The organism is Phenylobacterium sp., from assembly GCF_036677185.1.
GTDB lineage: Bacteria > Pseudomonadota > Alphaproteobacteria > Caulobacterales > Caulobacteraceae > Phenylobacterium.
Genome location: NZ_JAKFEN010000029.1, coordinates 21,763 through 48,285 on the forward strand (window position 1 = coordinate 21,763; position 26,523 = coordinate 48,285).

The 26,523-nt window shown below is 68.8% G+C and carries 26 protein-coding genes; 6 read left to right on the forward strand and 20 right to left on the reverse strand.

Annotated features, from left to right (window positions below; translation table 11 throughout):
• The 5 genes from mltG to fabD all read right to left on the reverse strand — a co-directional run bounded on the left by mltG (position 1) and on the right by fabD (position 4,484).
• Entirely contained in the window at positions 1-1,062 is a 1,062-nt protein-coding gene (mltG, locus tag V6M51_RS17980; RefSeq protein WP_332769361.1) for an endolytic transglycosylase MltG, read from the reverse strand.
• Positions 1,059-2,342, reverse strand: a complete 1,284-nt coding sequence (gene fabF / locus V6M51_RS17985; RefSeq protein WP_332769363.1) for a beta-ketoacyl-ACP synthase II — start codon at positions 2,340-2,342, stop codon at positions 1,059-1,061. Before fabF ends, mltG begins: the two co-directional genes overlap by 4 nt.
• A 76-nt stretch (positions 2,343-2,418) precedes the next feature.
• Complete coding sequence (locus V6M51_RS17990; protein WP_056019455.1) at positions 2,419-2,658, reverse strand: acyl carrier protein; 240 nt, start codon at positions 2,656-2,658, stop codon at positions 2,419-2,421.
• Positions 2,659-2,797: 139 nt separating this feature from the next.
• Entirely contained in the window at positions 2,798-3,538 is a 741-nt protein-coding gene (gene fabG, locus V6M51_RS17995) for a 3-oxoacyl-[acyl-carrier-protein] reductase (protein WP_332769368.1), read from the reverse strand.
• A 1-nt stretch (position 3,539) separates the two neighbouring features.
• Entirely contained in the window at positions 3,540-4,484 is a 945-nt protein-coding gene (gene fabD / locus V6M51_RS18000) for an ACP S-malonyltransferase (RefSeq protein WP_332769370.1), read from the reverse strand.
• Positions 4,485-4,741: 257 nt separating this feature from the next.
• Between fabD and V6M51_RS18005 the strand changes: the two genes are divergently transcribed.
• Complete coding sequence (locus tag V6M51_RS18005; protein ID WP_332769372.1) at positions 4,742-5,830, forward strand: zinc-binding dehydrogenase; 1,089 nt, start codon at positions 4,742-4,744, stop codon at positions 5,828-5,830.
• Positions 5,831-5,836: 6 nt separating this feature from the next.
• On the opposite strand, the gene V6M51_RS18010 is transcribed toward V6M51_RS18005, so the two are convergent.
• Genes V6M51_RS18010 through V6M51_RS18040 form a run of 7 tightly spaced genes read right to left on the reverse strand, consistent with a single transcriptional unit; the run spans position 5,837 to position 12,272 of the window.
• Positions 5,837-6,100, reverse strand: coding sequence for a hypothetical protein (locus V6M51_RS18010; RefSeq protein WP_332769374.1), 264 nt, complete (start codon positions 6,098-6,100; stop codon positions 5,837-5,839).
• Positions 6,101-6,122: 22 nt separating this feature from the next.
• Positions 6,123-7,205: a lipocalin-like domain-containing protein gene (locus V6M51_RS18015; RefSeq protein ID WP_332769376.1), complete on the reverse strand. Its 1,083-nt coding sequence runs from the start codon at positions 7,203-7,205 to the stop codon at positions 6,123-6,125.
• Entirely contained in the window at positions 7,205-9,736 is a 2,532-nt protein-coding gene (locus tag V6M51_RS18020) for an ABC transporter permease (protein ID WP_332769378.1), read from the reverse strand. Before V6M51_RS18020 ends, V6M51_RS18015 begins: the two co-directional genes overlap by 1 nt.
• Entirely contained in the window at positions 9,726-10,412 is a 687-nt protein-coding gene (locus tag V6M51_RS18025; protein ID WP_332769380.1) for an ABC transporter ATP-binding protein, read from the reverse strand. The genes V6M51_RS18020 and V6M51_RS18025 overlap by 11 nt, the downstream gene beginning before the upstream one ends.
• Positions 10,413-10,430: 18 nt before the next feature.
• Complete coding sequence (locus tag V6M51_RS18030; protein WP_332769381.1) at positions 10,431-11,018, reverse strand: histidine phosphatase family protein; 588 nt, start codon at positions 11,016-11,018, stop codon at positions 10,431-10,433.
• Positions 11,015-11,827 carry an acyl-CoA thioesterase domain-containing protein gene (locus V6M51_RS18035; RefSeq protein ID WP_332769382.1) on the reverse strand — a complete coding sequence of 271 codons (813 nt, stop codon included), beginning with the start codon at positions 11,825-11,827 and terminating at the stop codon, positions 11,015-11,017. The genes V6M51_RS18030 and V6M51_RS18035 overlap by 4 nt, the downstream gene beginning before the upstream one ends.
• Before the next feature lie 34 nt (positions 11,828-11,861).
• Positions 11,862-12,272, reverse strand: a complete 411-nt coding sequence (locus tag V6M51_RS18040; RefSeq protein ID WP_332769384.1) for a globin — start codon at positions 12,270-12,272, stop codon at positions 11,862-11,864.
• A gap of 109 nt (positions 12,273-12,381) precedes the next feature.
• Between V6M51_RS18040 and V6M51_RS18045 the strand changes: the two genes are divergently transcribed.
• Positions 12,382-14,457 (forward strand): prolyl oligopeptidase family serine peptidase, encoded by a 2,076-nt coding sequence (locus V6M51_RS18045; protein ID WP_442957867.1) that lies wholly within the window; start codon positions 12,382-12,384, stop codon positions 14,455-14,457.
• 18 nt (positions 14,458-14,475) lie between these two features.
• On the opposite strand, the gene V6M51_RS18050 is transcribed toward V6M51_RS18045, so the two are convergent.
• On the reverse strand, positions 14,476-15,534 hold the full coding sequence (locus V6M51_RS18050) for a sensor histidine kinase (RefSeq protein ID WP_332769386.1): 1,059 nt from the start codon (positions 15,532-15,534) through the stop codon (positions 14,476-14,478).
• An 89-nt stretch (positions 15,535-15,623) separates the two neighbouring features.
• Positions 15,624-15,962 (reverse strand): hypothetical protein, encoded by a 339-nt coding sequence (locus V6M51_RS18055; protein ID WP_332769387.1) that lies wholly within the window; start codon positions 15,960-15,962, stop codon positions 15,624-15,626.
• An 86-nt stretch (positions 15,963-16,048) separates the two neighbouring features.
• Between V6M51_RS18055 and V6M51_RS18060 the strand changes: the two genes are divergently transcribed.
• Positions 16,049-16,264 carry a DUF2188 domain-containing protein gene (locus V6M51_RS18060; protein ID WP_254833411.1) on the forward strand — a complete coding sequence of 72 codons (216 nt, stop codon included), beginning with the start codon at positions 16,049-16,051 and terminating at the stop codon, positions 16,262-16,264.
• A gap of 40 nt (positions 16,265-16,304) precedes the next feature.
• Complete coding sequence (locus V6M51_RS18065) at positions 16,305-16,580, forward strand: hypothetical protein (RefSeq protein WP_305676328.1); 276 nt, start codon at positions 16,305-16,307, stop codon at positions 16,578-16,580.
• 7 nt (positions 16,581-16,587) lie between these two features.
• Here the strand turns inward: V6M51_RS18065 and V6M51_RS18070 are convergent, their stop codons facing one another.
• Positions 16,588-17,166, reverse strand: a complete 579-nt coding sequence (locus V6M51_RS18070; RefSeq protein WP_332769390.1) for a pyridoxamine 5'-phosphate oxidase family protein — start codon at positions 17,164-17,166, stop codon at positions 16,588-16,590.
• A gap of 98 nt (positions 17,167-17,264) precedes the next feature.
• On the opposite strand from V6M51_RS18070, the gene V6M51_RS18075 reads away from it, so the two are divergent.
• Positions 17,265-18,386, forward strand: coding sequence for a DUF3667 domain-containing protein (locus V6M51_RS18075; RefSeq protein WP_332769392.1), 1,122 nt, complete (start codon positions 17,265-17,267; stop codon positions 18,384-18,386).
• A 266-nt stretch (positions 18,387-18,652) separates the two neighbouring features.
• Positions 18,653-21,010 carry a TonB-dependent receptor gene (locus V6M51_RS18080; RefSeq protein WP_332769394.1) on the forward strand — a complete coding sequence of 786 codons (2,358 nt, stop codon included), beginning with the start codon at positions 18,653-18,655 and terminating at the stop codon, positions 21,008-21,010.
• A gap of 10 nt (positions 21,011-21,020) precedes the next feature.
• Here V6M51_RS18080 and V6M51_RS18085 read toward each other — a convergent pair whose 3' ends face one another.
• The 5 genes from V6M51_RS18085 to V6M51_RS18105 are packed head-to-tail and all read right to left on the reverse strand — an operon-like array spanning position 21,021 to position 26,497.
• Positions 21,021-21,965: a phosphoribosylaminoimidazolesuccinocarboxamide synthase gene (locus V6M51_RS18085; RefSeq protein WP_332769396.1), complete on the reverse strand. Its 945-nt coding sequence runs from the start codon at positions 21,963-21,965 to the stop codon at positions 21,021-21,023.
• A gap of 56 nt (positions 21,966-22,021) precedes the next feature.
• The gene (locus tag V6M51_RS18090) at positions 22,022-22,981 is read right to left on the reverse strand and encodes a type II secretion system F family protein (protein WP_332769398.1); all 960 of its coding nucleotides are present in this window, start codon (positions 22,979-22,981) and stop codon (positions 22,022-22,024) included.
• A gap of 2 nt (positions 22,982-22,983) precedes the next feature.
• Entirely contained in the window at positions 22,984-23,943 is a 960-nt protein-coding gene (locus tag V6M51_RS18095; RefSeq protein WP_332769399.1) for a type II secretion system F family protein, read from the reverse strand.
• Positions 23,943-25,322 carry a CpaF family protein gene (locus V6M51_RS18100; RefSeq protein ID WP_332769400.1) on the reverse strand — a complete coding sequence of 460 codons (1,380 nt, stop codon included), beginning with the start codon at positions 25,320-25,322 and terminating at the stop codon, positions 23,943-23,945. The genes V6M51_RS18095 and V6M51_RS18100 overlap by 1 nt, the downstream gene beginning before the upstream one ends.
• Positions 25,322-26,497 (reverse strand): AAA family ATPase, encoded by a 1,176-nt coding sequence (locus V6M51_RS18105; RefSeq protein ID WP_305676320.1) that lies wholly within the window; start codon positions 26,495-26,497, stop codon positions 25,322-25,324. Before V6M51_RS18105 ends, V6M51_RS18100 begins: the two co-directional genes overlap by 1 nt.
• Between the last annotated feature and the right edge of the window lie 26 nt (positions 26,498-26,523).

Here is a 26,523-nt window from a genome sequence, read left to right on the forward strand (position 1 = left end):
CTAGCGCTCCTTCAGGGCCTCGGCCCGGTCCTTCAGCGCCTCGACCTCGCGCTTGCGCTCGATAGCGCGCCAGCGCTCGACGTTCTTCAGGTGCTCTTCATAGGTCGCCGCGAAGACATGACCGCCCGTACCGTCGGCGACGAAGAAGAGGGCGTCGGACCTGGGCGGATCCAACACGGCGGCCAGGGCCGCGCGGCCCGGATTGGCGATCGGCGTCGGGGGCAGGCCGTCGATCTGGTAGGTGTTGTAGGGGTTGGGCACGGCCAGTTCCGAGGCGCGCAGGCCCCGGCCCAGCGGCTTGCCGCCGGTCAGGCCGTAGATGATGGTCGGATCGCTCTCCAGCCGCATGCCGGCGCGCAGGCGATTGACGAACACCGCCGCCACCCTCGGCCGCTCCGAGGCGACGCCGGTCTCCTTCTCGACGATGGAGGCCAGCGTCACGGCCTCGTCCGGCGTGGCGATGGGCAGGTCGGGCTGGCGCTTGGACCAAAGCAGGCCCAGCAGCTCCTCGCGGGCGTCCATCATCCGCTTCAGCACCGCGGCGCGGTCCTCGCCGCGCTCGAACTGATAGGTCTCGGGCAGGATCGAGCCCTCGGGCGGGGCCGGGGCGTCGCCCGTCAGCTCGGACTTGGCGGCCAGGGCCTCGACAACGGCCTCGGAGGTCATGCCTTCCGGCACGGTGATCTGGTGGACCACGATGCGGCCGTCGCGGATGTCGTCCAGGATGCTGGCCATGGAGGCGCGGCTCTTGAACTCGTATTCGCCGGCCTTCAGCGTCCGCGCCGCGCCGGTGATCTGGGCGGCGGCGGCGAAGATGGCGTCGGAGCGCACCACGCCGGCGCGCTCCAGGGTCGAGGCGATCTCGGAGACGCCGGCGCCCTTGCGCAGCATGACCACGGTGACGTCGCCCGATTTCGCCGCCGGTCCCGGGCCCTGGTAGGACCAGACCGCCCAGGCCAGGAACAACACCACGGCGGCGGCCAGGGTGGCCGCCGCGCTGGCGAGGATGATGATCAGGCGTCGCGCGGGCGACAGGCCGCCGCGACGGGCGCGCGGGCTCACGAGACCTTCTTGAACACCACCGAGGCGTTGGTCCCGCCAAAGCCGAAGCTGTTGGAGAGCACCACCTCGATGGCCATCGGCTTGGCCGTGTTGGGAACCAGGTCGATCTCGGTGACCACGGACGGACTGTCCAGATTGATGGTCGGGGGCGCGATCTGGTCGCGGATCGCCAGGCAGGAGAAGATCGCCTCGATGGCCCCAGCCGCGCCCAGCAGGTGGCCGGTGGCCGACTTGGTCGAGGACATGGTCACGGTCTTGGCGGCGTTCCCCAGGATCCGGGCCACGGCGCCCAGCTCGATCTCATCGCCCAGAGGCGTGGAGGTGCCGTGGGCGTTGATGTAGTCGATCTCCGAGGGATCGATGCCGGCGTCCTTGATCGCCGCCCGCATCGCCCGGAAGCCGCCGTCGCCGTCCTCGGCCGGGGCGGTGATGTGGTAGGCGTCTCCGGCCAGGCCGTAGCCCAGCACCTCGGCGTAGATCTTGGCCCCGCGCGCCTTGGCGTGTTCGTACTCTTCCAGCACCAGGACGCCGGCGCCCTCGCCCATGACGAAGCCGTCGCGGTCCTTGTCATAGGGCCGGCTGGCCTTCTCAGGGGTCTCGTTGAAATTGGTCGACATGGCGCGGCAGGCGATGAAGCCCGCGACGCCCACCGGGCAGATCGCCGCCTCGGCCCCGCCGGCCACCATCACGTCGGCGTCGCCGTACTTGATCATCCGCGCGGCGTCGCCGACCGCGTGGGCCCCGGTGGCGCAGGCGGTGACCACCGAATGGTTCGGGCCCTTGAAGCCGTAGCGGATCGAGACCTGGCCCGAGGCCAGGTTGATCAGGGCCGAGGGGATGAAGAACGGGCTGATCCGCCGCGGGCCCTTCTGGAACAGTTCGACGGAGGTGCGCTCGATGGTCCCCAGGCCGCCGATCCCCGAGCCGATGATGACCCCGGTGCGTTCCTTGTCGTCGTCGGTCTCCGGGACCCAGCCCGAATCCTTCACCGCCTCGTCGGCCGCGGCCATGGCGTAGAGGATGAAGTCGTCGACCCGGCGCTGGTCCTTGGGGGCCATGGTCTGGTCGGGATCGAAGGAGCCGGCCACATCGGGCCCGCCGCCGCCCCGGCCGTCCACCCGCGGCACTTCGCAAGCCACCTGGCAGGCATATTCGGCCGGATCGAAGGTGGAGATCCGCCCCGCGCCTGACTTGCCGGCCAGGATTGCGGCCCAGGTCACGTCGACGCCCTGGCCGAGAGGGGTCAGAAGACCGATTCCGGTGACGACGACACGACGCATGGGCGAGCCTCCAAACGCAGACCGCCGCGAGCTCCGGGGAGCGACGCGGCGGCCGAAACTTCAATGATTGCTGAGCTTAAGCGCCCAGGCGCTCACCGATGAACTTCACCGCGTCGCCAACGGTCTGGATATGCTCCGCCGCGTCGTCGGGAATTTCGATATCGAACTCTTCTTCGAAGGCCATGACGAGTTCGACGTTGTCGAGGCTGTCAGCGCCCAGGTCGTCGATAAAGCTCGCCTTCTCGGTGACCTTCTCCGGATCGGCGTCGAGGTGTTCGATGACGATCTTGCGCACGCGCTCGAGGATGTCGGACATTCGCTTAAGTCCCTGTTGTTCAACTGATCCATCCGTGACGGCCGACGAGTTGTCAACCGCAACGGAACTGGGCTTCGAGACCTTCGCCTCGCCGGTTCGGGCGTCGCCGTAGCATGATCGCCACGTCGGCGCCAACCGGTCAGATCATGGCCATGCCGCCGTTCACGTGCAGGGTCTGTCCCGTCATGTAGCCAGCCTCGTCGCTGGCCAGATAAACACAGGCCGCGGCCACGTCGCTTCCCAGGCCCAGCCGGCCCGCGGGAATGGTCCCGAGGATCTGGGCCTTTTGGGCTTCGGTGAGCGCATCGGTCATCGGGCTCTCGATGAAGCCCGGGGCGACGCAGTTCACGGTGATGCCGCGCGTGGCCACTTCCTGGGCCAAGGCCTTGGAAAAGCCGATCATTCCGGCCTTGGAGGCGGCATAGTTGGCCTGGCCCGGATTGCCCATGACGCCCACCACCGAGGTGATGCCGATGATCCGGCCGGCGCGCCGCTTCATCATGCCGCGCATGGCCGCGCGGCTGAGACGGAAATAGCTCTCGAGATTGATCTTGAGGACGGACTCCCAGTCCTCGTCCTTCATCCGCATCAAGAGGCCGTCCTTGGTGATGCCGGCGTTGGCCACCAGGATGTCGAGGCCGTTACCCGCGGCTTCCTCGGCGCGGCCAATCAGCCCATCGACCGATTCGGCGTCGGCGAGGTTCGCGGCGGCCACCGAGGTGCGGTCACCGAGTTCCTTGGCGAGCTCGGCCAGCACCGCCTCGCGGGTGCCCGACAGCACCACATGGGCGCCCGACGCGTGCAGGGCCTTGGCGATAGCGCCGCCGATGCCGCCCGTGGCGCCGGTGACGAGGGCGGTCTTTCCGGTCAGATCGAACATGTCAGAGGCTCTTCGCGAAGGCTTCGAGGTCGGCGGGGGTGTTGAGCGGCGTGGCTTCGGAGTCGGGCGCGATCCGCTTGGCCATGCCCGACAGCACCTTACCCGATCCGGCCTCGGCGAAACGGGTGATCCCCGCGTCATTGGCCAGCCAGAGCATGCTCTCGCGCCAGCGCACCCGGCCGGTGACCTGGTCCACCAGCAGGCGGCGAATCTCCTCGGGGTCGAGGGTCGGCCGGGCGGTGACATTGGCCACCAGCGGCGCGCGCGGCGCCAGGATGGTCGCCTTGCCGAGCGCCTCGGCCATCTCGTCGGCCGCCGGCTGCATCAGCGGGCAGTGGAAGGGCGCCGAGACGTTCAGCGGGATGGCCCGCGCGCCCAGTTCCTTGGCCTTCTCGATGGCCAGGTCCACGGCGGCCTTGGCGCCGGAGATCACCACATTGCCGTTGTTGTTGTCGTTGGCCACGACGCAGACGCCCACGGCCGAACCCGCCTCGGCGGCGGCTTCGGCCAGGGCCACGTCGGACTTCGGCCCGATCAGCGAGGCCATGGCCCCCTCGCCCACCGGCACGGCCCGCTGCATGGCCTGGCCGCGCAGTTTGAGCAGGCGCGCGGTGTCGGCCAGGCTGATCGCGCCCGCCGCCGCAAGGGCGGAATATTCACCGAGGCTGTGGCCGGCCACGAAGGCGGCCTTCTCGACACCGATGGAGAACTCCTTCTCCAGGGTGCGCATAACGGCCAGGGACACCGCCATCAGGGCCGGCTGAGCGTTCTCTGTCAGGGTGAGCTGGTCTTCCGGCCCCTCGCGCATCAGCTTGAACAGCTTCTGGCCGAGCGCGTCATCGACCTCCTGGAACACCTCGCGGGCCGACCCGAAGGCCTCCGCCAGATCGGCGCCCATGCCGAGCGCCTGGCTGCCCTGGCCGGGAAAAAGGAAGGCGAGGCTCATGGGGCTCTCCCGTCTTGCGGCGCTGTCGCGCTCTCACGATTCCGAGCCGGGAGGGTTAGGGGATATGCCCAGCGGCGGCAAGGCGGCGCGATGAAGGCGCTTTCCTTACCGAGGGTCAATTCCCCTTCGCTGTCATCCCGGTTTGCGAAGCAAGACCGGGACCCATACGCTCCTGATCGAGCCGGATGGGACGGCGTCTATGGGTCCCGGATAGCCGCTGCGCGTCTTCCGGGATGACAGCTTGTGGGGAGAGCGACATGCGAGCGGTCATTCGGCGGAACAAGGTCCTGGTCTGCGACGAGATCGAGGACCTGAAGCCCGACAGCGGCCAGGTGCTGGTCAAGACCCTCGCCTGCGGCATCTGCGGCTCGGACCTGCACGCCCTGCACCACATGGAGCACATGATCGAGCTGACCAGCCGGGCCAGCGGCGGCATGACCAACGGCTTCGATCCCCGCGCCGACACCGTGTTCGGCCACGAGTTCTGCGCCGAGATCCTCGACCACGGCCCCGGCACGACCGGGGCGCTGAAGGCCGGGACCCGGATCGTCTCCCTGCCGGTCACCATGACCCCGGCGGGCGGCATGGAGATGCTGGGCTTCTCCAACCGGCTGCCCGGCGGCTTCGCCGAGCGGATGATCCTCTCGGAAGCCCTGCTGCTGGAGGTGCCCAACGGCCTGCCCACCGACCAGGCGGCGCTCACCGAGCCCTTCGCGGTCGGCGCCCATGCGGTGGCCAAGGCCCGGCTCGACCCCAATAGCGTCTGCCTGGTGGTGGGCTGCGGCCCGGTCGGCCTGGCGGTGATCGCGGGGCTGAAGGCGCGCGGCCACGGCCCGGTCATCGCCGCCGACTATTCCCCCCGCCGCCGCGCCGCCGCCGAGATGCTGGGCGCCGACGTGGTCATCGACCCGGCCAAGGAAAGCCCGCACGCCCGCTGGGAGGGCTTCGGCGTGCCGACGGCGCGGGCCGCCCAGAGCATGATCAAGATGATGGGCGGCAACTTCGGCCGGCCGGTGGTCTTCGAATGCGTCGGCTCGCCCGGCATCGTCCAGAGCCTGATCGAGGCCTCCCCCGCCGGCGCCCAGATCGTGGTGGCCGGGGTCTGCATGGAGACCGACAAGATCGAGCCCGCCATCGCCATTACGAAGGAGATCGAGCTCACCTTCGTGTTCGGCTACAGCCCCGAGGAATTCGCCCAGACCCTGCACGACATCGCGGAGGGCGTGATCGACGTCAGCGGCGTGGTGACGGGCAAGGTGGGGCTAGGCGGCGTGGCCGAGGCGTTCGTGACGCTGGGCGACCCGGAAGCGCACGTGAAGATCCTGGTGGAACCTGGGCGGGTTTAGTCAACGCTACAATAGCCCCGCGATCCTCGACCTCGCCTGGTCAGGCAAATGTCCCATCTGCTCGATTAGACCAACGGCGCGGCTGGCAACTAACGGCGCTCCAGGATCAACGATGTGTTGCAGATGCCCCGCCACCCGGTGAATGGCGTCGTTCACTTCAAGCATCCGGTCCGCGCTCTCACCCTCGGCGTATCGGTAGCGGGCCAGCAAGGTCAGCTCCGTGATGAGCTCCGCCAGCACGCGCAACTGCAAGGCGCGTGGGGCTTTCATGAGTGCTTCCGGTGAGATCACGTCATAGCCTCAACTTCCCGACATATCCCGTGAGCTCCAGATAGCCCCGCCCGCCTTGGGTGGTCACAGCGCCTTCCCAGTAGATCGGCCCACCAGCAGCGCGGCTGTCGAGTTCCTGGTCGTCGAACAAGGGCTTGAGCATCCAGCGTCGCTCGCCCTGCGGCAGGCGCACCGACAACGAGCGTTCCACCGGATAACGGCCGCCGGTCCTCGGCGAGCGCCAGAGGCGTTCGGCGCCGAAGCGCACCATGTCTGGCGTGAATCTGGTCACCGCGCCGTCCTTGCCCCGCAACGCCCCCCCCGCCCAGAGCGCCTTGCCGGCCGCGTCACGGACCTGGAAGGCCATGAGCGCGCTCCCGTCGTCGAGGTTGAGGCCGACCCAGTCCCAGCCGACAGCCTTGGGGTCGAGCAGGGTCGAGGACCATTCGCGGTCGAGCCAGGCCGATCCCGTCACCCGCACCGCCTTGCCGCCGCGCGTCACCGTCCCCGACACAACCATCTGCGGCAGGCTGTAATAGTGGCTGGCCTGGCTGGGCTGCGGGCCCTTGCGACTATAGCCGCCCTCCCCCTGGGCCAGCGGTGGCTGGGTGGGACGGAAGGCCAGGTCGAGGGCGAAGGCCTTGCCGCCGACCTTGGTCACGAACCGGCCGTCGGCGGCGCGGCGCATCGTCCAGTCGTCGATGATCAGATTGGCGTCGCCGACCGCGGCCTCGGCCAGGCCGAAGCCCGCGCGCGCCATGCGCTGGTCGTGCAGGAGCTTGCCCAGCTTGGGGTCCGACAGCGCCGCGTGGGCGAACAGGATCTGCTTGGCGGCGAAGGCGCTGGGGTTGCGTTGGTCGACGCTGGGCCGCGAGCGGAAGAAGGTCACCTGGAAGCCCAGGTCCTGGCCGTCGGCGGTCTTCAGCCAGCCGGTGACGTACCACCACTCGGTGCGGAACTCAGGGTGCGCCCCGTGGTCGGCGGGGAAGCTCAAGCCCACGCCCGGCGTCACCTGCGGATAGAGCGGCAGGAGCGGCCCGGTCTGGGTGGCGGCCGGGCTCGCCAGGACCAACAGGGCCGAGAGGATGGCGATGAGCCGGCCCATCACCAGTCCTCCCGCACGGCGCGCACGGCGTCGGCCGAGAGCGCCCGGCGGCCGGCCAGCAGGGCCGTGCCCGCCGCCGCCGCCACCAGGGACGCCGCGACACTGGCAAGCAGGGTCCAGGGCAGCTGCGTCTCCATGGTCCAGTGGAAGGACTGCGGATTGACCACGTGGATCAGCACCTGGCTCATCACCAGGCCCAGCCCGATCCCCGCCAGCACGCCCACCGCCCCCAGGACCGCGCCCTCGGTGGCCAGCATGGCGACGATCTGCGCGCGGGTGACTCCCAGGTGGCGCAGCATGCCGAACTCCTTGGTCCTCGCCAGGGTCTGTGCCGAGACCGTGGCCGCCACCCCCGCCAGCCCCACCAGGATGGCGATGGCTTCCAGGCCGTAGGTCACCGCGAAGCTGCGGTCGAACAGGCGTAGCGCGAAGGCGCGCAGGGTCTTGGGCTCGGCGAAGTCGGCTGAGAGCCCGGCCGGCAGGCGCGCCCTGAGCGCGGCGATCACCGCCTGGGGCTTGGCGTCAGGCGCCACGTCCACCGCCGCCTCCGTGCGCCAGGAGTCTCCGGTCAGGCGGGTGTAGTCGTCGGCGTCCACGGCCACGGCCCCGTGCTGGCGGGAATAGTCGCGCCAGATCCCGGCCACGAAGAACGGCGCGGCCTTGCCCCCCAACGGCAGGTCGATCCGGTCCCCCGGCTTCCAGCCATAGAGCCAGGCGGCGGGCTCGGAGACCCAGACCGGCGTGGCGCCCGCGGGCGGGGTCGCGCTGGCGATCATCGGCATCCGGCCCGCGTCGAAGGGGCGGATCAGCACCGCCAGCGGCGGCTGGTCGGCGGAGAGGCGAAGGCTGGTGGAGGTCTGGAAGACCATCCGCGCCACGCCGGGGGTCCGCGCCAGGGCCGCCTGGGTCGCCGGATCGAAGCCGCCGCCGGAGGCCTCGGCGCGGACATAGAGGTCGTCGGCCAGGACCTGGCCCAGCCAGTCGTCCACGGAGCCGCGGAAGCTCGACACCATCACCGCCATGGCCACCATCAGGCTGGTGCTGGCCACGATGCCGCAGAGCGCCACCGCCGCCTGGGACGGCGCGCCCCATAGGCGCTTGAAGGCCAGGTCGACCGCCGCGCCGGCCACCTGAAGGCGCTGCAGGGGCGTCAGCAGGGTCCGGGCGATCCAGGGCATGGCCGCCACGCCGCCGGCCAGCAGCAAGGCCATGGCGCCGTAGCCGAACAGCGGAATGCCCCCGACCGCCGGGGCGAAGGCCGCCGCCGCGCCGGCCGCCAGCAGCAGCACCGAGGGCCAGATCCGCGGCGCGACCCGCGGGTCGACGGAGTCGCCGACGTTCTTGAGCGCCACGGCGGGCTGGGCGCGAGCCGCTTCCCGCGCGGGGATCAGGCTGCCGCCCATGGCGGTGAGCAGGCCCAGGACCAGGAACACCAGGGCCGCCGCCGGCGCGAAGGCCAGCTCCGGCTCCACCCCGCCGAAATAGCCGCCGCCGAGGTCGCCGCCCAGCAGGGCCAGGGCTCCGCTCGCCAGGCCGAGGCCGAGACCTAGCCCCGCGACACCGCCCGCCAGCCCGACCACGGCGCCCTCGGCCAAGACCTGACCCAGCAGGGCGCGGCGGCGTACCCCCAGCACCCGCAGCAGGGCGAACTGCGCCCGACGCCGCGCCACCGCCAGGGACTGGGCCGAATAGACCAGGAAGCCGCCGGTCAGCAGGGCCATCAGGGCCAGCATGTCCAGATTGACCCGGTAGGCGCGGCTGAGCGCGTCGCTGCGCCGGGCCTCGCTCTCGCGGCTGACCAGCTGGGCGTCGGCCGGCAGGACCCTGGCGATGGCCGCGCGCACCCGGCCGGAGTCGGCGCCCTGGTCCAGGCGCAGGTCGATGCGCTGCAGCTTGCCGACCTGGCCGAACCGCCATTGGGCCGCGGCGATGTCCATGACGGCGATCTGCTGACCCTCGGCCACGCCCGGCAGGACTCCGGCCACCCGCAGGGACACGGCGCGGCCGGCGGCGGTTAGCTCGAGCGGGTCTCCCGGCCTCACGTGCAGCGCCTCCAGGGCGGCCTGCGAGAGCAGCACGGCGTTGTCGTCGAAGGCCGCCTCGCTGGTGGGACCGTGCGCAGCGTCGGCGCCGACGGGCCGTCCTAGCAGGCTGGGCGTCACATAGGCGGCGCGCAGGACGTCCAGGCCGATCAAGGTCACAGGTTCCCCCACCCCCTTTGCGCTGGCGCTCAACTCCACCACCGGGCTCGCCGCCGCCACGCCCGGCAGCCGGGCCAGGGTCGGGTAGAGCGCCTCGCCGAAGCCTGCCGGCGAGACCCCGCGCACCTGCAGCTCGGCGTCGCCATTGACCGTCGAGACGGCTTGAGAGAATTCGTTGAGCGCAGAGGCGTTGACCAGGTGCACCGCCAGGCCGAGGGCCACGCCGACGGCGATGGCCACGGCGGCGGTGACCGCCCGCATGGGATGGGCCCGCCACTCGCCGAGGATCATCCAGCGCGCGGCCAGCGCCCAGGGACGGTCAGCCGCCATGACGCTCGACGAGGCCGGTGCGGGTCAGGGTCAGGACCCGGTCGGCCGCCGCGGCCGCGACGTCGGAATGGGTGACCAGCAGGGCCGCGGCGCCCGACTGGCGCACCTGGTCGGCAAACAGCGCAAGCACCCGGCCGGCGGTCTCGGGATCGAGGTTGCCGGTGGGCTCGTCGGCCAGGATCAGGCCGGGGCGATGGACCAGGGCGCGGGCGATCGCCACCCGCTGCATCTCGCCGCCCGAGAGTTGGTGGGGAAAGTCCCCCGCCCGGCCCGGCAGGCCCACGGAGTCCAGCATGGCGCCGGCTCGCTCGAGCGCTTCCGCGCCTGGGGCCCGTTGCAGGACCAGCGGCAGGGCCACATTCTGGCCAAGCGTCAGGTGCGGCAGGATGTGGAAGGCCTGGAACACGAAGCCGATCCGATCGCGGCGCAGGCCCGTGCGGGCGTCGTCGTCCAGGGTCTCCAGCCCGACGCCGTCGATGGCCACCTGCCCCGCGTCGGCGCCGTCCAGCCCGGCGATCAAGTTGAGCAGGGTGGACTTGCCGACCCCGGACTCGCCCATGACCGCCACGAACTCGCCGGCCGCCAAGTCCAGGTTCAGGCCCTCGAACAGCACCCGGCCGCCGGGGACCGACTTGGCCAGGGAACGCAGCGACAGGATCGGGGATTCGGCGGCCATCGGCCTATCTAACCCGGCCTAGCGTCCGTAGTCCTCGACGTTTCGCCAGCCGCCCTGGACCGCGAGGTCTTCGCGCCGGATGGCGATCCAGCAGCCGCCACCGGGATGGGCGGGGCGGTCCTCCTGGCCGATCGCGACGCCTTGGAGATGGGCCATCAGCAGCGCGCCAACCCCGCCATGGGACACCACAACCACCAGGCCGGGCGCGGCCTCGGCCGCCGCGACCCGAGCGACAGCAGCCACGATCCTCGCCTGGGCGTGGGCCGCCGTCTCCCAGCCGCGGACGCTCTCATAGGGCTGGGCGAAGAACCGCTCGACGATCTCCCAGAACTCGGGCGGAGCGATATAGCCGGTGGCCGAGCGGTCGTTCTCGTGGAGGTCCGGCTCGATCCGCGCGGTCAGGCCGAGGTGTGCGGCCACGATCTCCGCGCCGTCGCGCGCCTTCCGCTCCCCGCTGGACCAGACGCCGACGACCGGTGTCGGCCCTCTAGCCAGAACCTCGGCGAAGGCTTCCATTCGCGCGCGGCCGACCTCCGATAGCGGCCAGTCGGGGACCGGGACGGCTGGATCGATCACCACCTCGGGATGGGTGACGAAGAGGATCATGCCTCCGCCTTCGCCGCCTCGGCCGGGGCGGGCCGCGCCGGACGCTTCTGGGCCAGGGCCGCGCAGGAGGCGAAGCCGATTGAGCCCTGTTCGTCATAGAGACGGCATTCGCCCACCGCCACGCCCTCGGTGGCGTCGTGATAGGCGCTTTCGAAGCCGATCCATTCGGTGCGCGGCAGGCGGTGCAGATAGACGGTGACGTCGGAATTGATGAAGGCCAGCCCCTGGTCCGACGCGTGGGCGGCGGGGCTGGCGAAGTCGGCGGCGACAGCGACGCGCTGGAACGGGGTGAGCGGCTCATCCTCGACGATGTCGCGGACCTCGCTCATCCACATGCGACGCTGGCCGCCCTGGCCGAAGCCGCCGCTGATCGGGCGGGTCGACCACATCCGGCCCATGGGCCCGCTCGAAGGATCCGGCGCCGGGATGGCCGCGGGCTTGGGGACGTCCCACTCGGGCGCCTTCCAGACCTTGCCCTCGGGATTCTCGGTACGGCGCAGGAACTGGCAGGTCGCCTTGGCCATGCTGACCCCGCCGGAGATGAACTCCGCCTCGGCGACCCGGATACGGCCGCCCTCACGGATCAACCGGGTGGTCACCTCGACGGGATCGAAGCCCGGCAGCCGGTACATGTCGACCGTCAGTCGGGCCGGCAGGAAGTCCGGGTCGCCGTGCTTGCGTTCGAGCTCGAAGCCCAACAGGCCGACGATGACGCGGCCGTGCAGGGAGTTCGGGTTCCAGGGGCCTCGGCCGGCGGCGGTGGGGACGTAATGGTCCCCGTCTCGTTTGAAAAAGGGTTCGTTCTTCATGGCGCGGGACCATGACGGATTCCCGATCCTAGAACTAGACCGTCGCTTCGTTGTGAATCGCGGCCTCCAGCCCGGCCAGCAGGTCTTCCCAGGCCGCGGCTACGGAGGGCGTCCAGTCGTCGCCCAGCAGGTCGCGTACGGTCTCCATGACCGTGGCGAAGAAGGTGGTGAACACCTGCGGCGGCACGCCCAGGCCCTCGTGGTTGACGATCTCGGCGCGAACCATATTGGCGCCGAACGCCCCCTCGCCGGAGAAGTCCAGCAAGGTCTGGAAGACGACGGCCAGCATCTCGCCCCGCGCGGCGCCGGTCTTGTCGCCGATGAACAGCGCGGCCATTTCCGGACTCTTGGCGAACAGCCGCTCATAGACGGCGGCTGTCGGATCGCCGTGGCGCTCGGCGACCTCCTCGAGGCTCCAGGCGATGAGATTTGTTTCGTCGGTCATGATTTGCGCGGCTCGATCTGCTCAGACTAAGGTCCCGGTTCGCGAGTTTCAGCCTTTGAAAGCACCGTTGATGCGTCTTTCGTTCCTTGGAAAGCTGGCCGCAAGCGCCATGTTGTGCACCATGTCAGCCTTCCCAGCGCTCGCCCTGCCCGATCCCAACGACCCGTACGTCTATATGGAGGAGATCGAGGGCGCGAGAGCGATGGACTTCGCGCGCGCCGAAAACGATCGCTCCCTGCCCTTGCTGCAGAACGATCCGCGCTATTCCAAACTCTATGCCGACGCGCTCGCCATCGCGACGGCCAAGGACCGCATCCCGGGCATGGGCTTCGCCGGCGACGGGAGCCTGCGCAACTATTGGCAGGACGCCGAGCACGTCCGCGGGGTCTGGCGTTCGACCGACCTCGACAGTTACCGGACCGGCAAGCCTGGCTGGAAGACGATCCTCGACCTCGACGCGCTCGCCAAGACCGAGGGCAAGAACTGGGTCTGGAAGGGCGCGGCCTGCCTGGCGCCGGACGACCGCATCTGCCTGATCTCGCTCTCGGACGGCGGCAAGGACGCCGTGGAGGTCCGTGAATTCGACACGGCGACCGGCCAGTTCGTGAAGGACGGCTTCTTCCTGCCGCAGGGCAAGCACCGCTTCACCTGGGTCGACGTCGACACCCTGGCGGTGGCCACCGAGTGGGCCAAGGGCGAGGTCACGACCTCCGGCTATCCCTACATCGTCAAGCTGGTGAAGCGCGGCCAGCCGCTCGCCGCCGCGACCGAGGTGTTCCGCGGCAAGGCCGAAGACGGCGGCTACGGGGTCTCGCCCATCGGCCTGCGCGACGCCGACGGCAAGCTGCAGGCCCTGATCGCCTTCCGGCCGCTCGACACCTTCAACGCCGAGCATCACCTGCTCGGGAACGCCGGGGCGATGAAGCTGCCCTTCCCGCTCAAGTCGTCCATCCAGGGCCTGATCGACGGTCAGGTGCTGCTGACCCTGGAGCAGGACTGGGCCACGCATGGGGAGAAGTCGGGCGACCTGCTGGCGCTCGACCTTCAGAAACTCAAGATCGATCCGGCCAACACCCATCCGACCTTGGTCCTGCGGCCGTCGCAGAGCCAGGCGATCGAACAGGTGGCCACCACCCGCAATCGCCTGGTCGTCGCTCTCTATGACAATGTGAAGGGCGGGATCCTCAGCTTCAGTCACGGCCCCAAGGGCTGGATCTCGACCAAGCTCGCCCTGCCCAAGGACGCCTCGGTCGGCATCGCCTCGACCTCCGATCGCGACGACAAGCTGCTGCTGGGCGTGGCGAGCTTCCTCATGCCCTCGACCCAGGTCCTGGCCGACGCGGCGAGCGGAACCACCGAGACCCTGCGCACCCTGCCGGCCCGCTTCGACGCGTCCAATCACCTGGTCGAACAGCACTGGGCGACGTCGAAGGACGGCACGAAGGTCCCCTATTTCGTGGTCCGGCCCAAGGACATGAAGCCCGACGGATCGGCGCCCACCCTGCTCTACGCCTATGGCGGCTTCCAGGTGTCCCAGACGCCGGGCTACGCGGCCTCGGTGGGCAAGCTCTGGCTGGAGCGCGGCGGGGTCTATGTGATCGCCAACATCCGCGGCGGCGGCGAGTTCGGACCGCGCTGGCACGAGGCGGGCCTGAAGCTGAACCGCATGCGGGTCTATGACGACTTCTTCGCCGTCTCCGAGGATCTGATCGCGCGCAAGATCACCAGCCCCGCCAAACTGGGGATCATGGGCGGCTCCAACGGCGGCCTACTGATGGGCGTGGCGCTCACCCTGCGGCCGGAGCTCTATAAGGCCATCGTCGTGCAGGTGCCGCTGTTCGACATGATCGGCTACACCCACATCGGCGCCGGGGCGTCCTGGGTCGGCGAATACGGCGATCCCGCCGATCCGGAAGAGCGCAAGGTCATCGACACCTATTCGCCCTACCAGCTCCTGGCCAAGGGCAAACCCTATCCGAAGGTGTTCCTGGAGACCTCGACCAAGGACGACCGGGTCCACCCGGCCCACGCCCGCAAGGCCGCCGCGCGCCTCAAGGCGCTGGGTTACGACTACCTCTATTACGAGAACATCGATGGCGGTCACGCCGCCGCGGCCAATCTCAACGAAACAGCCAAGCGCCAGGCCCTGGAATACACCTACCTGACGCAACAGCTGATGGACTGAAGGGCGCGCCCAGCGTCCTCAGTCGTCGTTGGACGGCGATGGGTCGATGTTGACCAGCGCGATCCTGGCGCCAGGCCCGGCGTCCGAGGCCGTCACCTCGGCGCGAAGCTGCTTGCCCAGGGCCTCTACGACGCTGGTGCCCAGGCCGACGCGTATATTGGGCGAGGTCGGCGGCTTGCCGATCCCGTCATCCGAGACCGACAGAGTCCATCCGGGCTGGGTCAGCTCATAGTCGACGAGCACCTTCCCCTTCCGCCCGTCCGGGAAGGCGTGCTTCAGGGCGTTGATCACCAGTTCGGTGACGATCAGGCCGAGGCTGACGGCTTCTTGCGAGGTGACCGTGGCGGCGTCGGATCGCACGCTCAGCGTCAGCGGCCGTGACTCGCGGATCATCGATGAGGCCAGGCTCTCGCACAGTTTGGTCAGGTAGGGTCCGACCTCCACCTCGCCCAGGCTCGCCTGCAGGTGCTGCTGTACGGCGGCGACCGACATGACCCGGTCATGGGCGTCGCGCAGGTGCTGGCGGGTTTCCTCGGACTTCACGGTCCTGGCCTTCAGAAGCAGGACGCTGGCGATGATCTGCAGGCTGTTGGCGATTCGGTGCTGCATCTCCTGCATCAGGACCGCGCGCTCCCGCAGCAGGGTGTCCTTCTCCAGCAACAACGCGACGTTCAGGTGCTCGACCCGCCGGACGTCCGTGACGTCGTTGACCACCATGAGCACCCGGTGACGCTCGGCGTCGCCGTGGGTGAGGTTCTGGACGTTGACGATCAGCCGCCGTGCGGGAAGGTCGGGCCGGACGAGATCGGTCTCGTAGTCGGATAACACCGGCCCGTCGGTGAGGGCGTTCTCCAGCAGGATGTGCAGTTGGGCGATGTCCCATTCGCCTCCGCCCAATTCGGCCAGGGTGGAGCCTTCCGCGCCATCCGCCAGGATGTCGAAGCCTGTGCAGAACGACGGGCTGGCGCGCACGACCCGCGCCTCGGCGTCGAACAACAGCAGCGGAACGGGCGAGGTGTCGATGAGCGCGCCGGCCAGGTTGCCGGCGGCCACGGACCGATTTTCGATGACGGCCACTTTGGCCCCTTGGCGACCACAGGCTCGCGAGGCGAAAGCCTTCATGGACGCGGGCGCCACCTTAGCACAGACGGACCAGGCAGCCGCGCCTATTCCGCCGCGCCCAGGCGTTCCTCGCCGAAGAACATCTCCTCGCCGACGAAAAAGATGGCCATCAACTCGGCCCCGGCCTTGGTGGCCTCCAGCAGCGCGCGCGTAATTGAGCGACAATATTTGCGCGGCTGGCAGGACAAAGCCAAGGTTGAGTGGAAATTCTTCGGACGGCCCGGGTCCGGGACTCTGGTGTCTTCGGACCGCCGATACGTCATCGAAGACTCATGATGAACGGTGAAACCCGTAAAACGAGAGTCGTCGAAAGTTTCGAAAAAATGAGCAATTTCCAGAATAAGGCGGACATTCAGGCCCTTTGCCTGTAGATAACTTGTCACACTCGAGGTCTGTGGATTCTCGCGCCGGCGCTGTCCGCCGGTCGCACCCCCATTCCACAAGCCCGTCTCGACAAGGAGCAGCCCCCATGGCAACCCGCGACGCTTTCATCCGAGCCGTCTTCACCGTGGCGCGCCATGACGACAAGTGGGCCGTGGAACACGAGGGCCAGTACTTCGACCACTCCATCGACAAGGAAGAGGCCAAGGCCGCCGCCAACCGCCGCGCGCGCGCCGCACAGGACGCTGGCCGGCCCTGCCAGGTCCGGGTCACCGGCGAACACGGCTTCTTCGCTGCAGCCTGACCCGCCCTTTCAACCGAGACCTAGCCCGATGAGCCAGACCATGAGCCAAGACATTCCGCTGCAGCGCCCCGCCTTCGTGGCGCCGAAGTCGATGGCGGAGACCTTCCGCAAGGCGATCGAGGCCGCGGAACAGTCCGGCACCTCGCGCGACGACATGACCCTGCACCTGACCCTGCGGGACGCCTCCAACATCCGCCGCGACAACCGCATTCCGGTGTCCGACCTGAGCTTCGCCAATGGCGAGATGCGCCTGCTGAAGGTGAAGGTCGTGACCGGCGGCGTCGACGTCAGCAAGCTGGACCTCGGCGCGGCCTGATCGGCCGCTACCGCCGGCGCGGGGGCACCACGTCGGCGAAGGCCTGGAAGCTCTTCCATGCCGGCTCGACAGGCGGCGCGTCGGCCTTCGGCGTGTAGACCGACGGCTCGATCACCTGCAGCGACGGGATGTAGCGCGGGCAGTTCGGGAAGATGTCCGCTGGCCGGACCCTTACCAAAAGTTGGGCGCCGGGGATGGCCGCGATGCGCGGGTCATCGTGCGAGACGCTGGCCGTCCCGTTCACCCGCAGACGCTGCGGCTTCTCGCCCATGGCGATGAACAGCAGGCCCACATGGGGATTGGCGGCGATATTGCCGAGGCTCTTGAACATCCCGTTGCCGTCATAGTCCGGGAAGATCAGCTCGTCCGGCGCGGTCACCTGGACGAAGCCGGCAGGGCCGCCCTTGAACGAGCAGTCAGGCCGGCCTTCCGTGTCGGCCGTGGCCAGGAAGAAGAAGCTTTGCGCCGCGATGAAGGCGCCGTCAGCCTCGTTGAAAGTCGTCCGGCGCAGGGTCTCTTCCAGCCGGTCGGCCAGGGCCCGGCTGCCGAAAGCGTCCTGCAGATCGCGATTTCCCTGATGGTACATGAAACCCTCTCCTCGCCGGCTCCACGCCATCCTACGCCCGTTGGCCGGCGCGGCGAACGCCTGTAACAATCCCACCGTTTTCGTGACGGGGGTCGCCCATGGAATTGGATGCAGTCGGCGGCGCGGCCACGGGCGGTTTGATTGGCGCGGCCATCGAAAAGCCGACTGGCCAGGCCGGCGAACATGCCAAGGCCTGCGCCGACTGCGGCGCCGAGGTCTCCGGACGCTTCTGCCAGAACTGCGGCCAGCCCACCCACGTCCACCGCACCCTGCTGCACCTGGGCGAAGAGCTGCTGCACGGGGTGATGCACTTCGACAGCCGCATCTGGCGGACCCTGCCGCTACTGGTCTTCAACCCCGGCAAGCTGACCCGCGACTGGGTGTTCGGCAAACGCACGCGCTACGTCTCGCCCCTGGCCATGTTCCTGTTCACCGTCTTCGTCATGTTCATGCTGCTGAGCTTCATGCCGGTGAAGGCCGAACTGCCGGTCGACATGGCGCTGCAGCGGACGGCGCTGGCGAACCGGCTTGCGGCCGATCAGGCCCGTCTCACCGAGGCCGAGGGGGCGCTCGCCAAGGCGCCGGCGGGAGACGACGGGGACTCCAAGGACAGGCGCAAGGAGCTGGAAGGCGCCGTGAAGGACGCCCGCGAACTGGTGGCCGACACCAAGGAGGCCGTGACCGCCCTGGACAGCACCCCGCTCTCGGTGATCGGGGGCCGGGGCTGGGAGGAAGAGGTCCGGGCCAAAACAATTTCAGGGGAGTTCAAGGTCAACACCGGCAACAAGGAGCTCGACAAGAAACTCCGGAAGAAGCTCGAGAACCCGGCCCTGGCGCTCTACAAGATCCAGCAGACCTTCTACAAATTCTCATTCCTGCTGGTGCCGATCTCCCTGCCCTTCGTGGCGGCGCTGTTCCTGTGGAAGCGGGGCTTCACCTTCTACGACCACGGGGTCTTCGTCCTCTATTCGCTGACCTTCATGGCGATGCTGACCATGGTCGCGGCGGCGGTCGTCCGCTGGGGCGGTTCGGCGGGCGGTGGCGCGGTGGCGGTCGGTCTGTGGTTCATCATCCCGGCGCACATGTTCGCCCAGCTCAAGGGCGCCTACAGCCTGAGCGTGTTTTCCGCGCTTTGGCGGACCTTCATGCTGCTGAATTTCTGTTTCGTGACCCTGCTGTTGTTCCTGTTCACGGTGATCATGCTGGGCTTCACCGGTTGATGGCGGCGCGCTGGGGTTTTGGCGCCACAGGGGTCGGGATGGTCCCCGGCCGTAGGATGGAAGGCGCCAACGCCCGCTGGGACAACGCTTCGCAGGCGTAATCGAGCGCAAAATACTCCCACTTCGGACGATTTCACCCTGCGGCACATAAGGCGGAATCACGCTGGACAGTCCCCGTCGCAGCAGGATTACCTGCCCTCATAACACCCATGCCGTGCATCCACAGCGACGCACCGAGACAGGGGTGAACACGGGAGAAAACGACCATGGCGTACAACCGCAAGCGCGCGGCGGCTCAGGCGAGCCTGCTCGCGATCATCATGGCCATGCCGGCGACCGCCGCGATGGCCCAGACCGAAATCGAAGAGGTGATCGTCACCGCGCGGAAACGCGACGAAGCCCTGATCGACGTTCCGTTCTCGATCAATGCGCTCAGCGAAGCCAAGATGCGCGAGCGCGGCGCGACCAATATCGAGGAGCTGTCGCGCAACATCGCCGGCTTCACGGTGCAGAACCTCGGCCCCGGCCAGAGCCAGGTGGCCATCCGCGGGATTTCCGCCGGCCAGATCGTCCGCGACCAGCCCGGCGTGAAGGAACAGGTTGGGGTCTATCTCGACGAGTCGGTGATCTCGCTGTCGCTGTTCACCCCGGACGTCGACCTGTTCGATCTGAACCGGGTCGAGGTGCTGCGCGGGCCGCAGGGGACGCTCTACGGCTCCGGCTCCCTGTCGGGCACGGTGCGTTACATCACCAACCAGCCCAACACCGCCGAGATGCAAGGCGCGGCGGAAGTCACCGTCAACAGCGTGAGGCACGGTGAGGTCGGCGGCGAACTGAAGGGCATGGTCAACATCCCCCTGACCGAACAGGCGGCCTTGCGCATCGTCGGCTACGCCACGGACTTCCCCGGCTTCATCGACGCGGTGCAGCCCGGCGGATCGGTCAATGAAGACGTCAACGGCGGCAGCCGCCTCGGCTTCCGGGCCTCGCTGCTGTTCCAGCCGACCGAGAACCTCACCATCACGCCGAGGATCATCTATCAGACCATCGACGTCGACGGCTTCAACCGCGTCGATATCTACAACTACCTGGGCAACCAATACACCACGACCCGGCCGAAGGTGACGCTGGGCGACCTCGAGCAGTTCACCCAGCTCCAGGAGAAGTTCAAGGACGAGTTCCGGCTAGGCGACGTCACCGTCCGATACGACTTCGGCGGCGTGGCCCTGACCTCGATCTCCACCTTCCAGGATCGCGACGTCCTGGTGGTGCGCGACGCCACCGCCCTCACGGGCTCGATCACCGGCGGCTCCATCGGTCTGCCGGAAGCCGTCTTCACCCTGGACGCGCCGCTCTATGACGAAACCAATGTGAAGTCGTTCACCCAGGAACTCCGCCTGGCCTCCGATGGCGACGGTCCGTTCCAGTGGGTGGTCGGCGGCTTCTATTCCAACGTCGACCGCGACTACTCCCAGATCCTGGACGTCGCCGGCTTCGAGGCGGCGACCGGCATCCCGACCGCGGGCGCTCGCGCGCCGAAGGACGCGCTCTACTATTCGACCGTGCCCTACAAGCAGAAGCAGTACGCGGTGTTCGGGGAAGCCACCTGGACGGTGAACGAGCGTTTGGATGTCACGGCCGGCGTCCGCTACGCCAGCTATGAGGAAAACCGGATCCTCACCTTCGACGGCATCTTCGCCGACACCACGATCGGCGTGCCGGGCAGCACCGAGGCCGACGACTTCGCCCCGCGGGTCATCGTCGCCTACAAGGCCACCGACGACATCACCTTCAACGCCCAGGCCTCCAAGGGCTTCCGGCTGGGCGGCATCAACGATCCGCTGAACCGCCCGCTCTGCAGCGCGGCCGACTTCGCCACCTTCAATGCGCTCTCCAAGCCCAGCTTCGACAACGAGACCGTCTGGAACTACGAGGCGGGTATGAAGGCGGAATTCGCCGAACGGCGTGGGTCGCTCACCTTCGCGGCCTTCTATTCCGACATCGAGAACCTGCAGGCCACCATCGACGCCGGCAGCTGCTCGTCGCGGGTGATCGTCAACGTTCCGAAGGCCAAGTCCAGCGGCCTCGAGGCGGAGTTCGCCATGCGGCTCACCGACGATTTCGACCTGGCGGCCTCGGCCTCCTGGAACAGCGCCAAGCTCAAGTCGAGCGTTAATGACGCGACCGGCGCCCCGATCCAGGGCCTGCGGGACGGCAACCGCCTGCCCACCGTGCCGAAGTTCCAGGCCGCCTTCAGCCTGAACTACGCCCACGAACTGGAAGGTGGCTGGACCCCCTTCGCCAACCTCACCTGGCAGTATGTCGGCGACCGCTTCACCCAGATCTCCGACCAGGAGAACAACCCGCGGACCGTCACCCTGTTCACCACCGGCGCGCCCACGGTTTCGACCCTGAGCTTCCCGCTGGAACTGCCGGACTATCAGGTGGTGAATCTGCGCGGCGGCGCGCGCTTCGGCAATTTCGAGGCCGCCGTCTTCGTGCAGAACCTCACCGACGAACGGGCCATGCTCTCCATCGACCGGGAACGCGGCCTGCGCGCCCGCTACGGCTACCAGACCAACCAGCCGCGGACGGTGGGCGTGACCCTGCGCCAGACGTTCTAGGAGGCGCTGGCTAGAAGAACTGCGCGAGGTTGCGGCGGATCCGTTCCAGGACGGGTTCGTCGCCCTTCGGCGCTTCGAACGCCTGGCCGGTGATGGTCTCGAAGGCGCGGATATAGACCGCCGCCGTCTCCAGGATCATCGCCGCCGGGATTTCCGGGATCGGGTCCTTGTAGGGATCACAGCGCTCGGCCACCCAGGCGCGGACGAAGTCCTTGTCGAAGCTCTCCGGCCGCTGGCCGGCGGCGAAGCGCTGGTCGTAGCTCCCCGCGATCCAGTAGCGGCTGGAGTCGGGCGTATGGATCTCGTCGGCCAGGATGATGGTCCCCTCGGCGTCGGTCCCGAACTCGTACTTGGTGTCGACCAGGATCAGGCCCCGCCGCGCGGCGATCTCCTGGCCACGGGCGAACAGAGCCAGGGCATAGGCCGAGAGCTGGTCCCACTGGGCCTGGGTGAGCAGGCCCTGGGCCACGATCGCCTCCGGCGTCAGCGGCTCGTCATGCCCCCCGTCGAAGGCCTTGGAGGTCGGCGTGATGATCGGCCGAGGCAGTTTCTGGTTGTCGCGGAGGCCGTCCGGCAGGCGGTGACCGTACATCTCCCGCTGGCCCTGCTTGTAAAGGGTCAGGATCGAGGTGCCGGTGGTTCCGGCCAGGTAGTCGCGAACCACGATCTCCACCGGCAGGATGTCCAGCCGCTTGCCGACCACCACGTTCGGATCGGGATAGCTGAGCACGTGATTGGGACAGATATCGGCAGTCTGCTCGAACCAGAACCGGGCGGTCTGGGTCAGGACCTGGCCCTTATAGGGGATGGCCGCCAGGATCCTGTCGAAGGCGCTCAGCCGGTCCGAGGCGATGATGATCCGCCGGCCGTCCGGCAGGTCGTAATTGTCCCGCACCTTGCCGAAATAGGCGTTCGGCAGTTCGGGGATGACGGCGTCGCGAAGGACGTGGCGCAAGGCGGAGGAATCCATCGGGCGAGCTTATCGTCCGGGGCCGCCCCGGCCCACAAGTGCTAGTTCACCGGACCGCCATTGCCGAAGGTCTGGGACAGGCGGACCACCGCGGGCAGCAGCAGCACGCCGAGCAGGCAGGGGAAGATGAACAGGATCAGCGGGATGGTCAGCTTGACCGGCAGGGCCAGGGCCTTCTCCTCGGCCCGCAGCATCCGCTTTTGGCGCATGTCAGTGGAGAAGATGGTGAGCGTCTCGCCCAGGCTGGTGCCCATGTCCTCGGCCTGGCGCAGCATGGTGGCCAGCGCCCGGGCGTCGTCGATGCCCAAGCGATCGGCGAAGGTCAGCCAGGCCTCCTTGCGCGACTTGCCCGCCCGCAGTTCCAGGGTCAGCATCCGCAGGTGGACGGTCAGGCGCGGATAGCGCCGTGCGAGCTCGTCGCAGACCCGCGACACCGCGGCGTCCAGGGAGAGGCCGGCCTCCACCGACGCGACCAGCAGGTCGAGCAGGTCGGGAAAGCCGTCGGAATATTCCAGCTCCCGGTCCTTCTGGCGCATCTTCAGGAACCGGTCGGGCCCCAGCAGGGCGACCAGCGACAGCGCCCCGGCCACGCTGAGGGGGCCCGTGCCGCCGCCCTTCATGGCGAACGGCAGCAGCAGGATCGTGCCGATGGTGGCGAGCGCCAGGGAAATGGCGCGGGCGCCCAGATAATAGACGGCGGCGTCCCGGTTGAAGTAGCCGGCCCGCATCAGCCGCATGCGCACGTCGGAGACCTTGGACGGGTCGCTCACGGCGGCTTGCTGGCCCAAGCGGCGCACGCCGGCGATCACGTGGCCGAAGATGCGCACCTCGCCGTGCGGCGAGGCCGGCCGCGCCCCGCCGTCCGGCCCCTCGAACCGGGCGCGGCGCTGCGAGCGCACCCGCACCTCGCCGGCCAGCACGAGCAGCCCGCCGACCCCGGCGCCCGAGAGCAGGACCAGGGCGACACCGGTGATCAGATTCTGCAGCTGAAGCGTGTCCATGGCTAGATCCGCATCGCGACCATCTTGCGCATGACGAGGTTGCCGATGCCCAGCCAGACGGCGAAGCCGGCCAGGGCGAACTGCACCACCGGCTCGTCGATCACGTCGCCATAGAAGTCCGGCGCCATGACGGTGATGGCGCCTCCGGCCACGAGCGGCGCGGCGCTGAGGATCATGGCCGAGACCCGGCCCTCGGAGGTGGCCGCCTTGATCTTCAGTCGCATCCGCTGGCGCTCGCGCACCGTATTGGCGTTGAGCTTCAGGAGACCCGTCAGGTTGCCCCCCGCCCGTTCCTGCAGACGCACGGTGGCGGCGAACAGGTCGACGTCAGGATGCTGGCAACGCACGGACATGCGCTCGACCGCCTGCTCCAGGGTGGCGCCATAGGCGATCTCGTCGGCGGCCATGCCGAACTCCGAGCCGATGGGGTCGGACATCTCCCGGCCGACCAGGGAGATGGCGGTAGGCACCGGATGGCCCGCCTCCAGGCTGCGGACAATGATTTCCAGGCCTTGCGGCAGCTGCTCGCCCAGCGCCTTCGATCGGCGGCCGGCCATGACCTTGAGGAACATGATCGGCCCGCCCACGCCTGCCAGCACGGCGCCGACCGGCAGGGCGATGAGGCTCTTGGTCGCCAGGAAGCCCAGGGCCGCGCCGACCAAGGCGGCGACCAGGGTCGCCAGAAGCCAGCGGCGGGCGTCATAGGGCACGCCGGAGCGGACGATCAGGGCGCCCAGCCAGACCCAGCCGCCCTTGGCGTCGCCCGAGGCGTTCAGGCCCCGCTGCTTGCGAAGCTCGACCACCAACTCGGCGATGCCCGCGGTGCGCTCGGCGATCAGCAAGCGGCGGTTCACCTTTCGCTTCTGCTGCGCGGTACGGACCAGGCCGATGGTCGCCTGGGCCGCGGCGAAAACCGCGGCGAACACCAGGATCAGATAGACCCAGGAAACGTCGACTTCCATCAGCTCAGCGCCCGGGATGGATCGAAGTAGGCCACGTCATAGGCGATACCGCGGCGGATCATCTCGTCCAGGCACTTGGGGCGCAGGCCCGTGGCGCGGAACTCGCCATGCACCATCCCGTCGGCTGTGGTGTGGGTGCGATTGAAGACGAAGATATCCTGCATCTGGACCACCTGGCCTTCCATGCCGGTGATCTCGGTGACGGCCATCACCTTCCGCTTGCCGTCGGACAGGCGCATCACCTGGACGATCATGCCGATGGCCGAGGCGATCTGGCCGCGCATGCTTTCGGGCGTCAGCCGCATGCCGGACATGGCGACCATCTGCTCCAGGCGGGTGATGGCGTCGCGCGGGGTGTTGGCGTGGATGGTGGCCATCGAGCCCTCGTGGCCGGTGTTCATGGCCTGGAGCATGTCGAAAGCTTCCTCGCCGCGGACCTCGCCCAGGATCACCCGGTCGGGCCGCATCCGCAGGGCGTTCTTGACCAATTCACGCTGGCGGATCTCGCCCTTGCCCTCGATGTTCGGCGGCCGGGTCTCCATCCGCACGACGTGGGGCTGCTGCATCTGCAGTTCCGCGGCGTCCTCGATGGTGATCAGGCGCTCCCCGTGGCTGATCGCGGCGGAAAGCGCGTTGAGCATGGTGGTCTTGCCCGACCCCGTGCCGCCCGAGATCACCGTCGAGACCCGCGCCTTGATCGCCCCGTGCAGGAAGTCGGCGACGCACTGGGGCATGGCCCCGACATCAACCAGCTTCTCCAGGGTGTAGGGCTTTTTGGAGAACTTCCGGATCGAGACGCAGGCGCCGTCGATGGCCACCGGGAAGATGGCGGCGTTGACCCGGCTGCCGTCCGGCAGACGGGCGTCCACCATGGGCGAGCTCTCGTCGATCCGGCGACCGACGCCGGCGACGATGCGGTTGACGATGCGCAGCAGGTGGTCGTTGTCACGGAACCTGACGGGGGTCGGCTCCAGCTCGCCGCGCCGCTCCACATAGACCTGGAACGGTCCGTTGATCAGGATGTCGTTGACGCTGTCGTCCTTGAGCAGCGGCTCGATGGGGCCAAGGCCCACCATCTCGTCGTGCACCGAGGCGCCCAGTTCCTCCAACTCGACGGTGTTGAGCACCAGGCGCTCGTCGCGGGCGAAATCGGCGACCAGGGACATCACCTGCCTGCGCAGCTCTCCGTCGGCCAGCTTCTCCAGCTTCGAGAGGTCCAGCTCCTCGATCAGCCGGGCGTGAAGCTTCATCTTCACGTCCAGCATCTTGTTTTCCGAGACCCGCTGGGCGGAGGGTTCGGGGCGCGGCGGTGGCGGCTCGGGAAGATCCGGGTCGGCCGCGACCGGGGCCGCGGGACGGGTGAGGTTGAAGCGGCCCATCAGGCGGCTCTCCGGGACCAGCCGGCGCGGCGGTCGGCCACGCCCAGCAGTCGGTCGATGAGGACGGCCACGTCCCGCACGATCTTGGACTTGGGCCGATACTGGCTGATCGGCCCGCCCAGATTGACCGAGGCGGCGGCGGCCTCCCAGTCTGAGCTGATGCTGGCCTCGGTCTTGCGCTCCAGGGCGCGCTCGGCCTCGGCCGTCGAGGGCGTGGGACCGAACATGCGGCCGGCCAGGCGGTTCAGCACGATGCGGGTCTTGCGGCCCACCGGCAGGGCCGTCTCGATCTCCTCCGACAGCGACCGGGCCGCCAGCAGGGCCGGCACGGTGAGCTCGGAGATCACCAGCACTTCGTCGGCGCCCGACAGCACCTCCAGCGACCAGGATCGCCGATGGCGCGGCATGTCGATGATCACGAACTCATAGGCCTCGCACGCGATCTCGAGGATGCGCAGCACCGCCTCGCGGGAGATCTGGTCGAAGGCTAGCGGGTCGCGCGGACAGGCCAGCAGGTCTAGGCCCTTGGCGACCGGGGTGGTGAAGGCCGCGAGCAGGGCCGCGTCCATCCGCTCGGCGGCGGGGCCGAACTGGGCCAGGCCCATGGCCGGCGAGGCCGCCAGATAGGCAGAGGCCGCGCCATCGGCGAGGTGCAGGTCGATCAGGCAGACCCCCTGCTCCTTGGTGGTCCGGCCGGCGAGCGCGCTGGCGATCTCGATGGCGAGCGTCGTGGCTCCGGCGCCTCCGACCGCCCCGACCACCGCCCAGCAGCGCGAGCCCTGGCCGGAGGACAGGGCCGGTTCCGACGCCGCGCCGTCGAGCAGGCCGTAGACGGCCGCCTGCAGCTGCTCGTCGGAGAATGGCTCCTCCAGCACGTCGGAGTGTTTGATCCGCATGAGAGCGCGAACCAGGTTGGCGGGCAGGCGTTGGCCCACGAGCAAGGTCGGCGGCGCCCCGGCCATGGCCGCGAGGCCGGCTATGGCCTCGCCCAGGATCGCGGGGTCGGCGGCGTCCGCGTCAATCAAGATCAGGTCGACCGTGGCCGGCTGGAGGTCGACCAGCCGCTCCACGCCGGCCAATTCGAAGGCCGCGCCGAACAGCGGCCCGCGCGCCAGGGGCGCCAGGGTCGTCCCGATGGCCAGGACGCGACGGCCAAGCAGGCTCCAGTGGGTCATCCGCGAGGTCTCGCTACAGGCTGCAC

Coding starts and splice junctions, on each gene's coding strand:
- V6M51_RS18070 (WP_332769390.1), bottom strand. CDS start 17,166: ATGTACCATCAGGGAAATCGCGATCTGCAGGACGCTTTCGGCAGCCGG.
- V6M51_RS18090 (WP_332769398.1), bottom strand. CDS start 22,981: ATGGACACGCTTCAGCTGCAGAATCTGATCACCGGTGTCGCCCTGGTC.
- V6M51_RS18025 (WP_332769380.1), bottom strand. CDS start 10,412: ATGGCCGCCGAATCCCCGATCCTGTCGCTGCGTTCCCTGGCCAAGTCG.
- V6M51_RS18005 (WP_332769372.1), top strand. CDS start 4,742: ATGCGAGCGGTCATTCGGCGGAACAAGGTCCTGGTCTGCGACGAGATC.
- V6M51_RS18010 (WP_332769374.1), bottom strand. CDS start 6,100: ATGAAAGCCCCACGCGCCTTGCAGTTGCGCGTGCTGGCGGAGCTCATC.
- fabD (WP_332769370.1), bottom strand. CDS start 4,484: ATGAGCCTCGCCTTCCTTTTTCCCGGCCAGGGCAGCCAGGCGCTCGGC.
- V6M51_RS18015 (WP_332769376.1), bottom strand. CDS start 7,205: ATGGGCCGGCTCATCGCCATCCTCTCGGCCCTGTTGGTCCTGGCGAGC.
- V6M51_RS17990 (WP_056019455.1), bottom strand. CDS start 2,658: ATGTCCGACATCCTCGAGCGCGTGCGCAAGATCGTCATCGAACACCTC.
- V6M51_RS18065 (WP_305676328.1), top strand. CDS start 16,305: ATGAGCCAAGACATTCCGCTGCAGCGCCCCGCCTTCGTGGCGCCGAAG.
- V6M51_RS18030 (WP_332769381.1), bottom strand. CDS start 11,018: ATGATCCTCTTCGTCACCCATCCCGAGGTGGTGATCGATCCAGCCGTC.
- V6M51_RS18035 (WP_332769382.1), bottom strand. CDS start 11,827: ATGAAGAACGAACCCTTTTTCAAACGAGACGGGGACCATTACGTCCCC.
- V6M51_RS18100 (WP_332769400.1), bottom strand. CDS start 25,322: ATGGGCCGCTTCAACCTCACCCGTCCCGCGGCCCCGGTCGCGGCCGAC.
- fabG (WP_332769368.1), bottom strand. CDS start 3,538: ATGTTCGATCTGACCGGAAAGACCGCCCTCGTCACCGGCGCCACGGGC.
- V6M51_RS18080 (WP_332769394.1), top strand. CDS start 18,653: ATGGCGTACAACCGCAAGCGCGCGGCGGCTCAGGCGAGCCTGCTCGCG.
- V6M51_RS18020 (WP_332769378.1), bottom strand. CDS start 9,736: ATGGCGGCTGACCGTCCCTGGGCGCTGGCCGCGCGCTGGATGATCCTC.
- V6M51_RS18105 (WP_305676320.1), bottom strand. CDS start 26,497: ATGACCCACTGGAGCCTGCTTGGCCGTCGCGTCCTGGCCATCGGGACG.
- V6M51_RS18040 (WP_332769384.1), bottom strand. CDS start 12,272: ATGACCGACGAAACAAATCTCATCGCCTGGAGCCTCGAGGAGGTCGCC.
- V6M51_RS18060 (WP_254833411.1), top strand. CDS start 16,049: ATGGCAACCCGCGACGCTTTCATCCGAGCCGTCTTCACCGTGGCGCGC.
- V6M51_RS18095 (WP_332769399.1), bottom strand. CDS start 23,943: ATGGAAGTCGACGTTTCCTGGGTCTATCTGATCCTGGTGTTCGCCGCG.
- fabF (WP_332769363.1), bottom strand. CDS start 2,342: ATGCGTCGTGTCGTCGTCACCGGAATCGGTCTTCTGACCCCTCTCGGC.
- V6M51_RS18045 (WP_442957867.1), top strand. CDS start 12,382: ATGTTGTGCACCATGTCAGCCTTCCCAGCGCTCGCCCTGCCCGATCCC.
- V6M51_RS18075 (WP_332769392.1), top strand. CDS start 17,265: ATGGAATTGGATGCAGTCGGCGGCGCGGCCACGGGCGGTTTGATTGGC.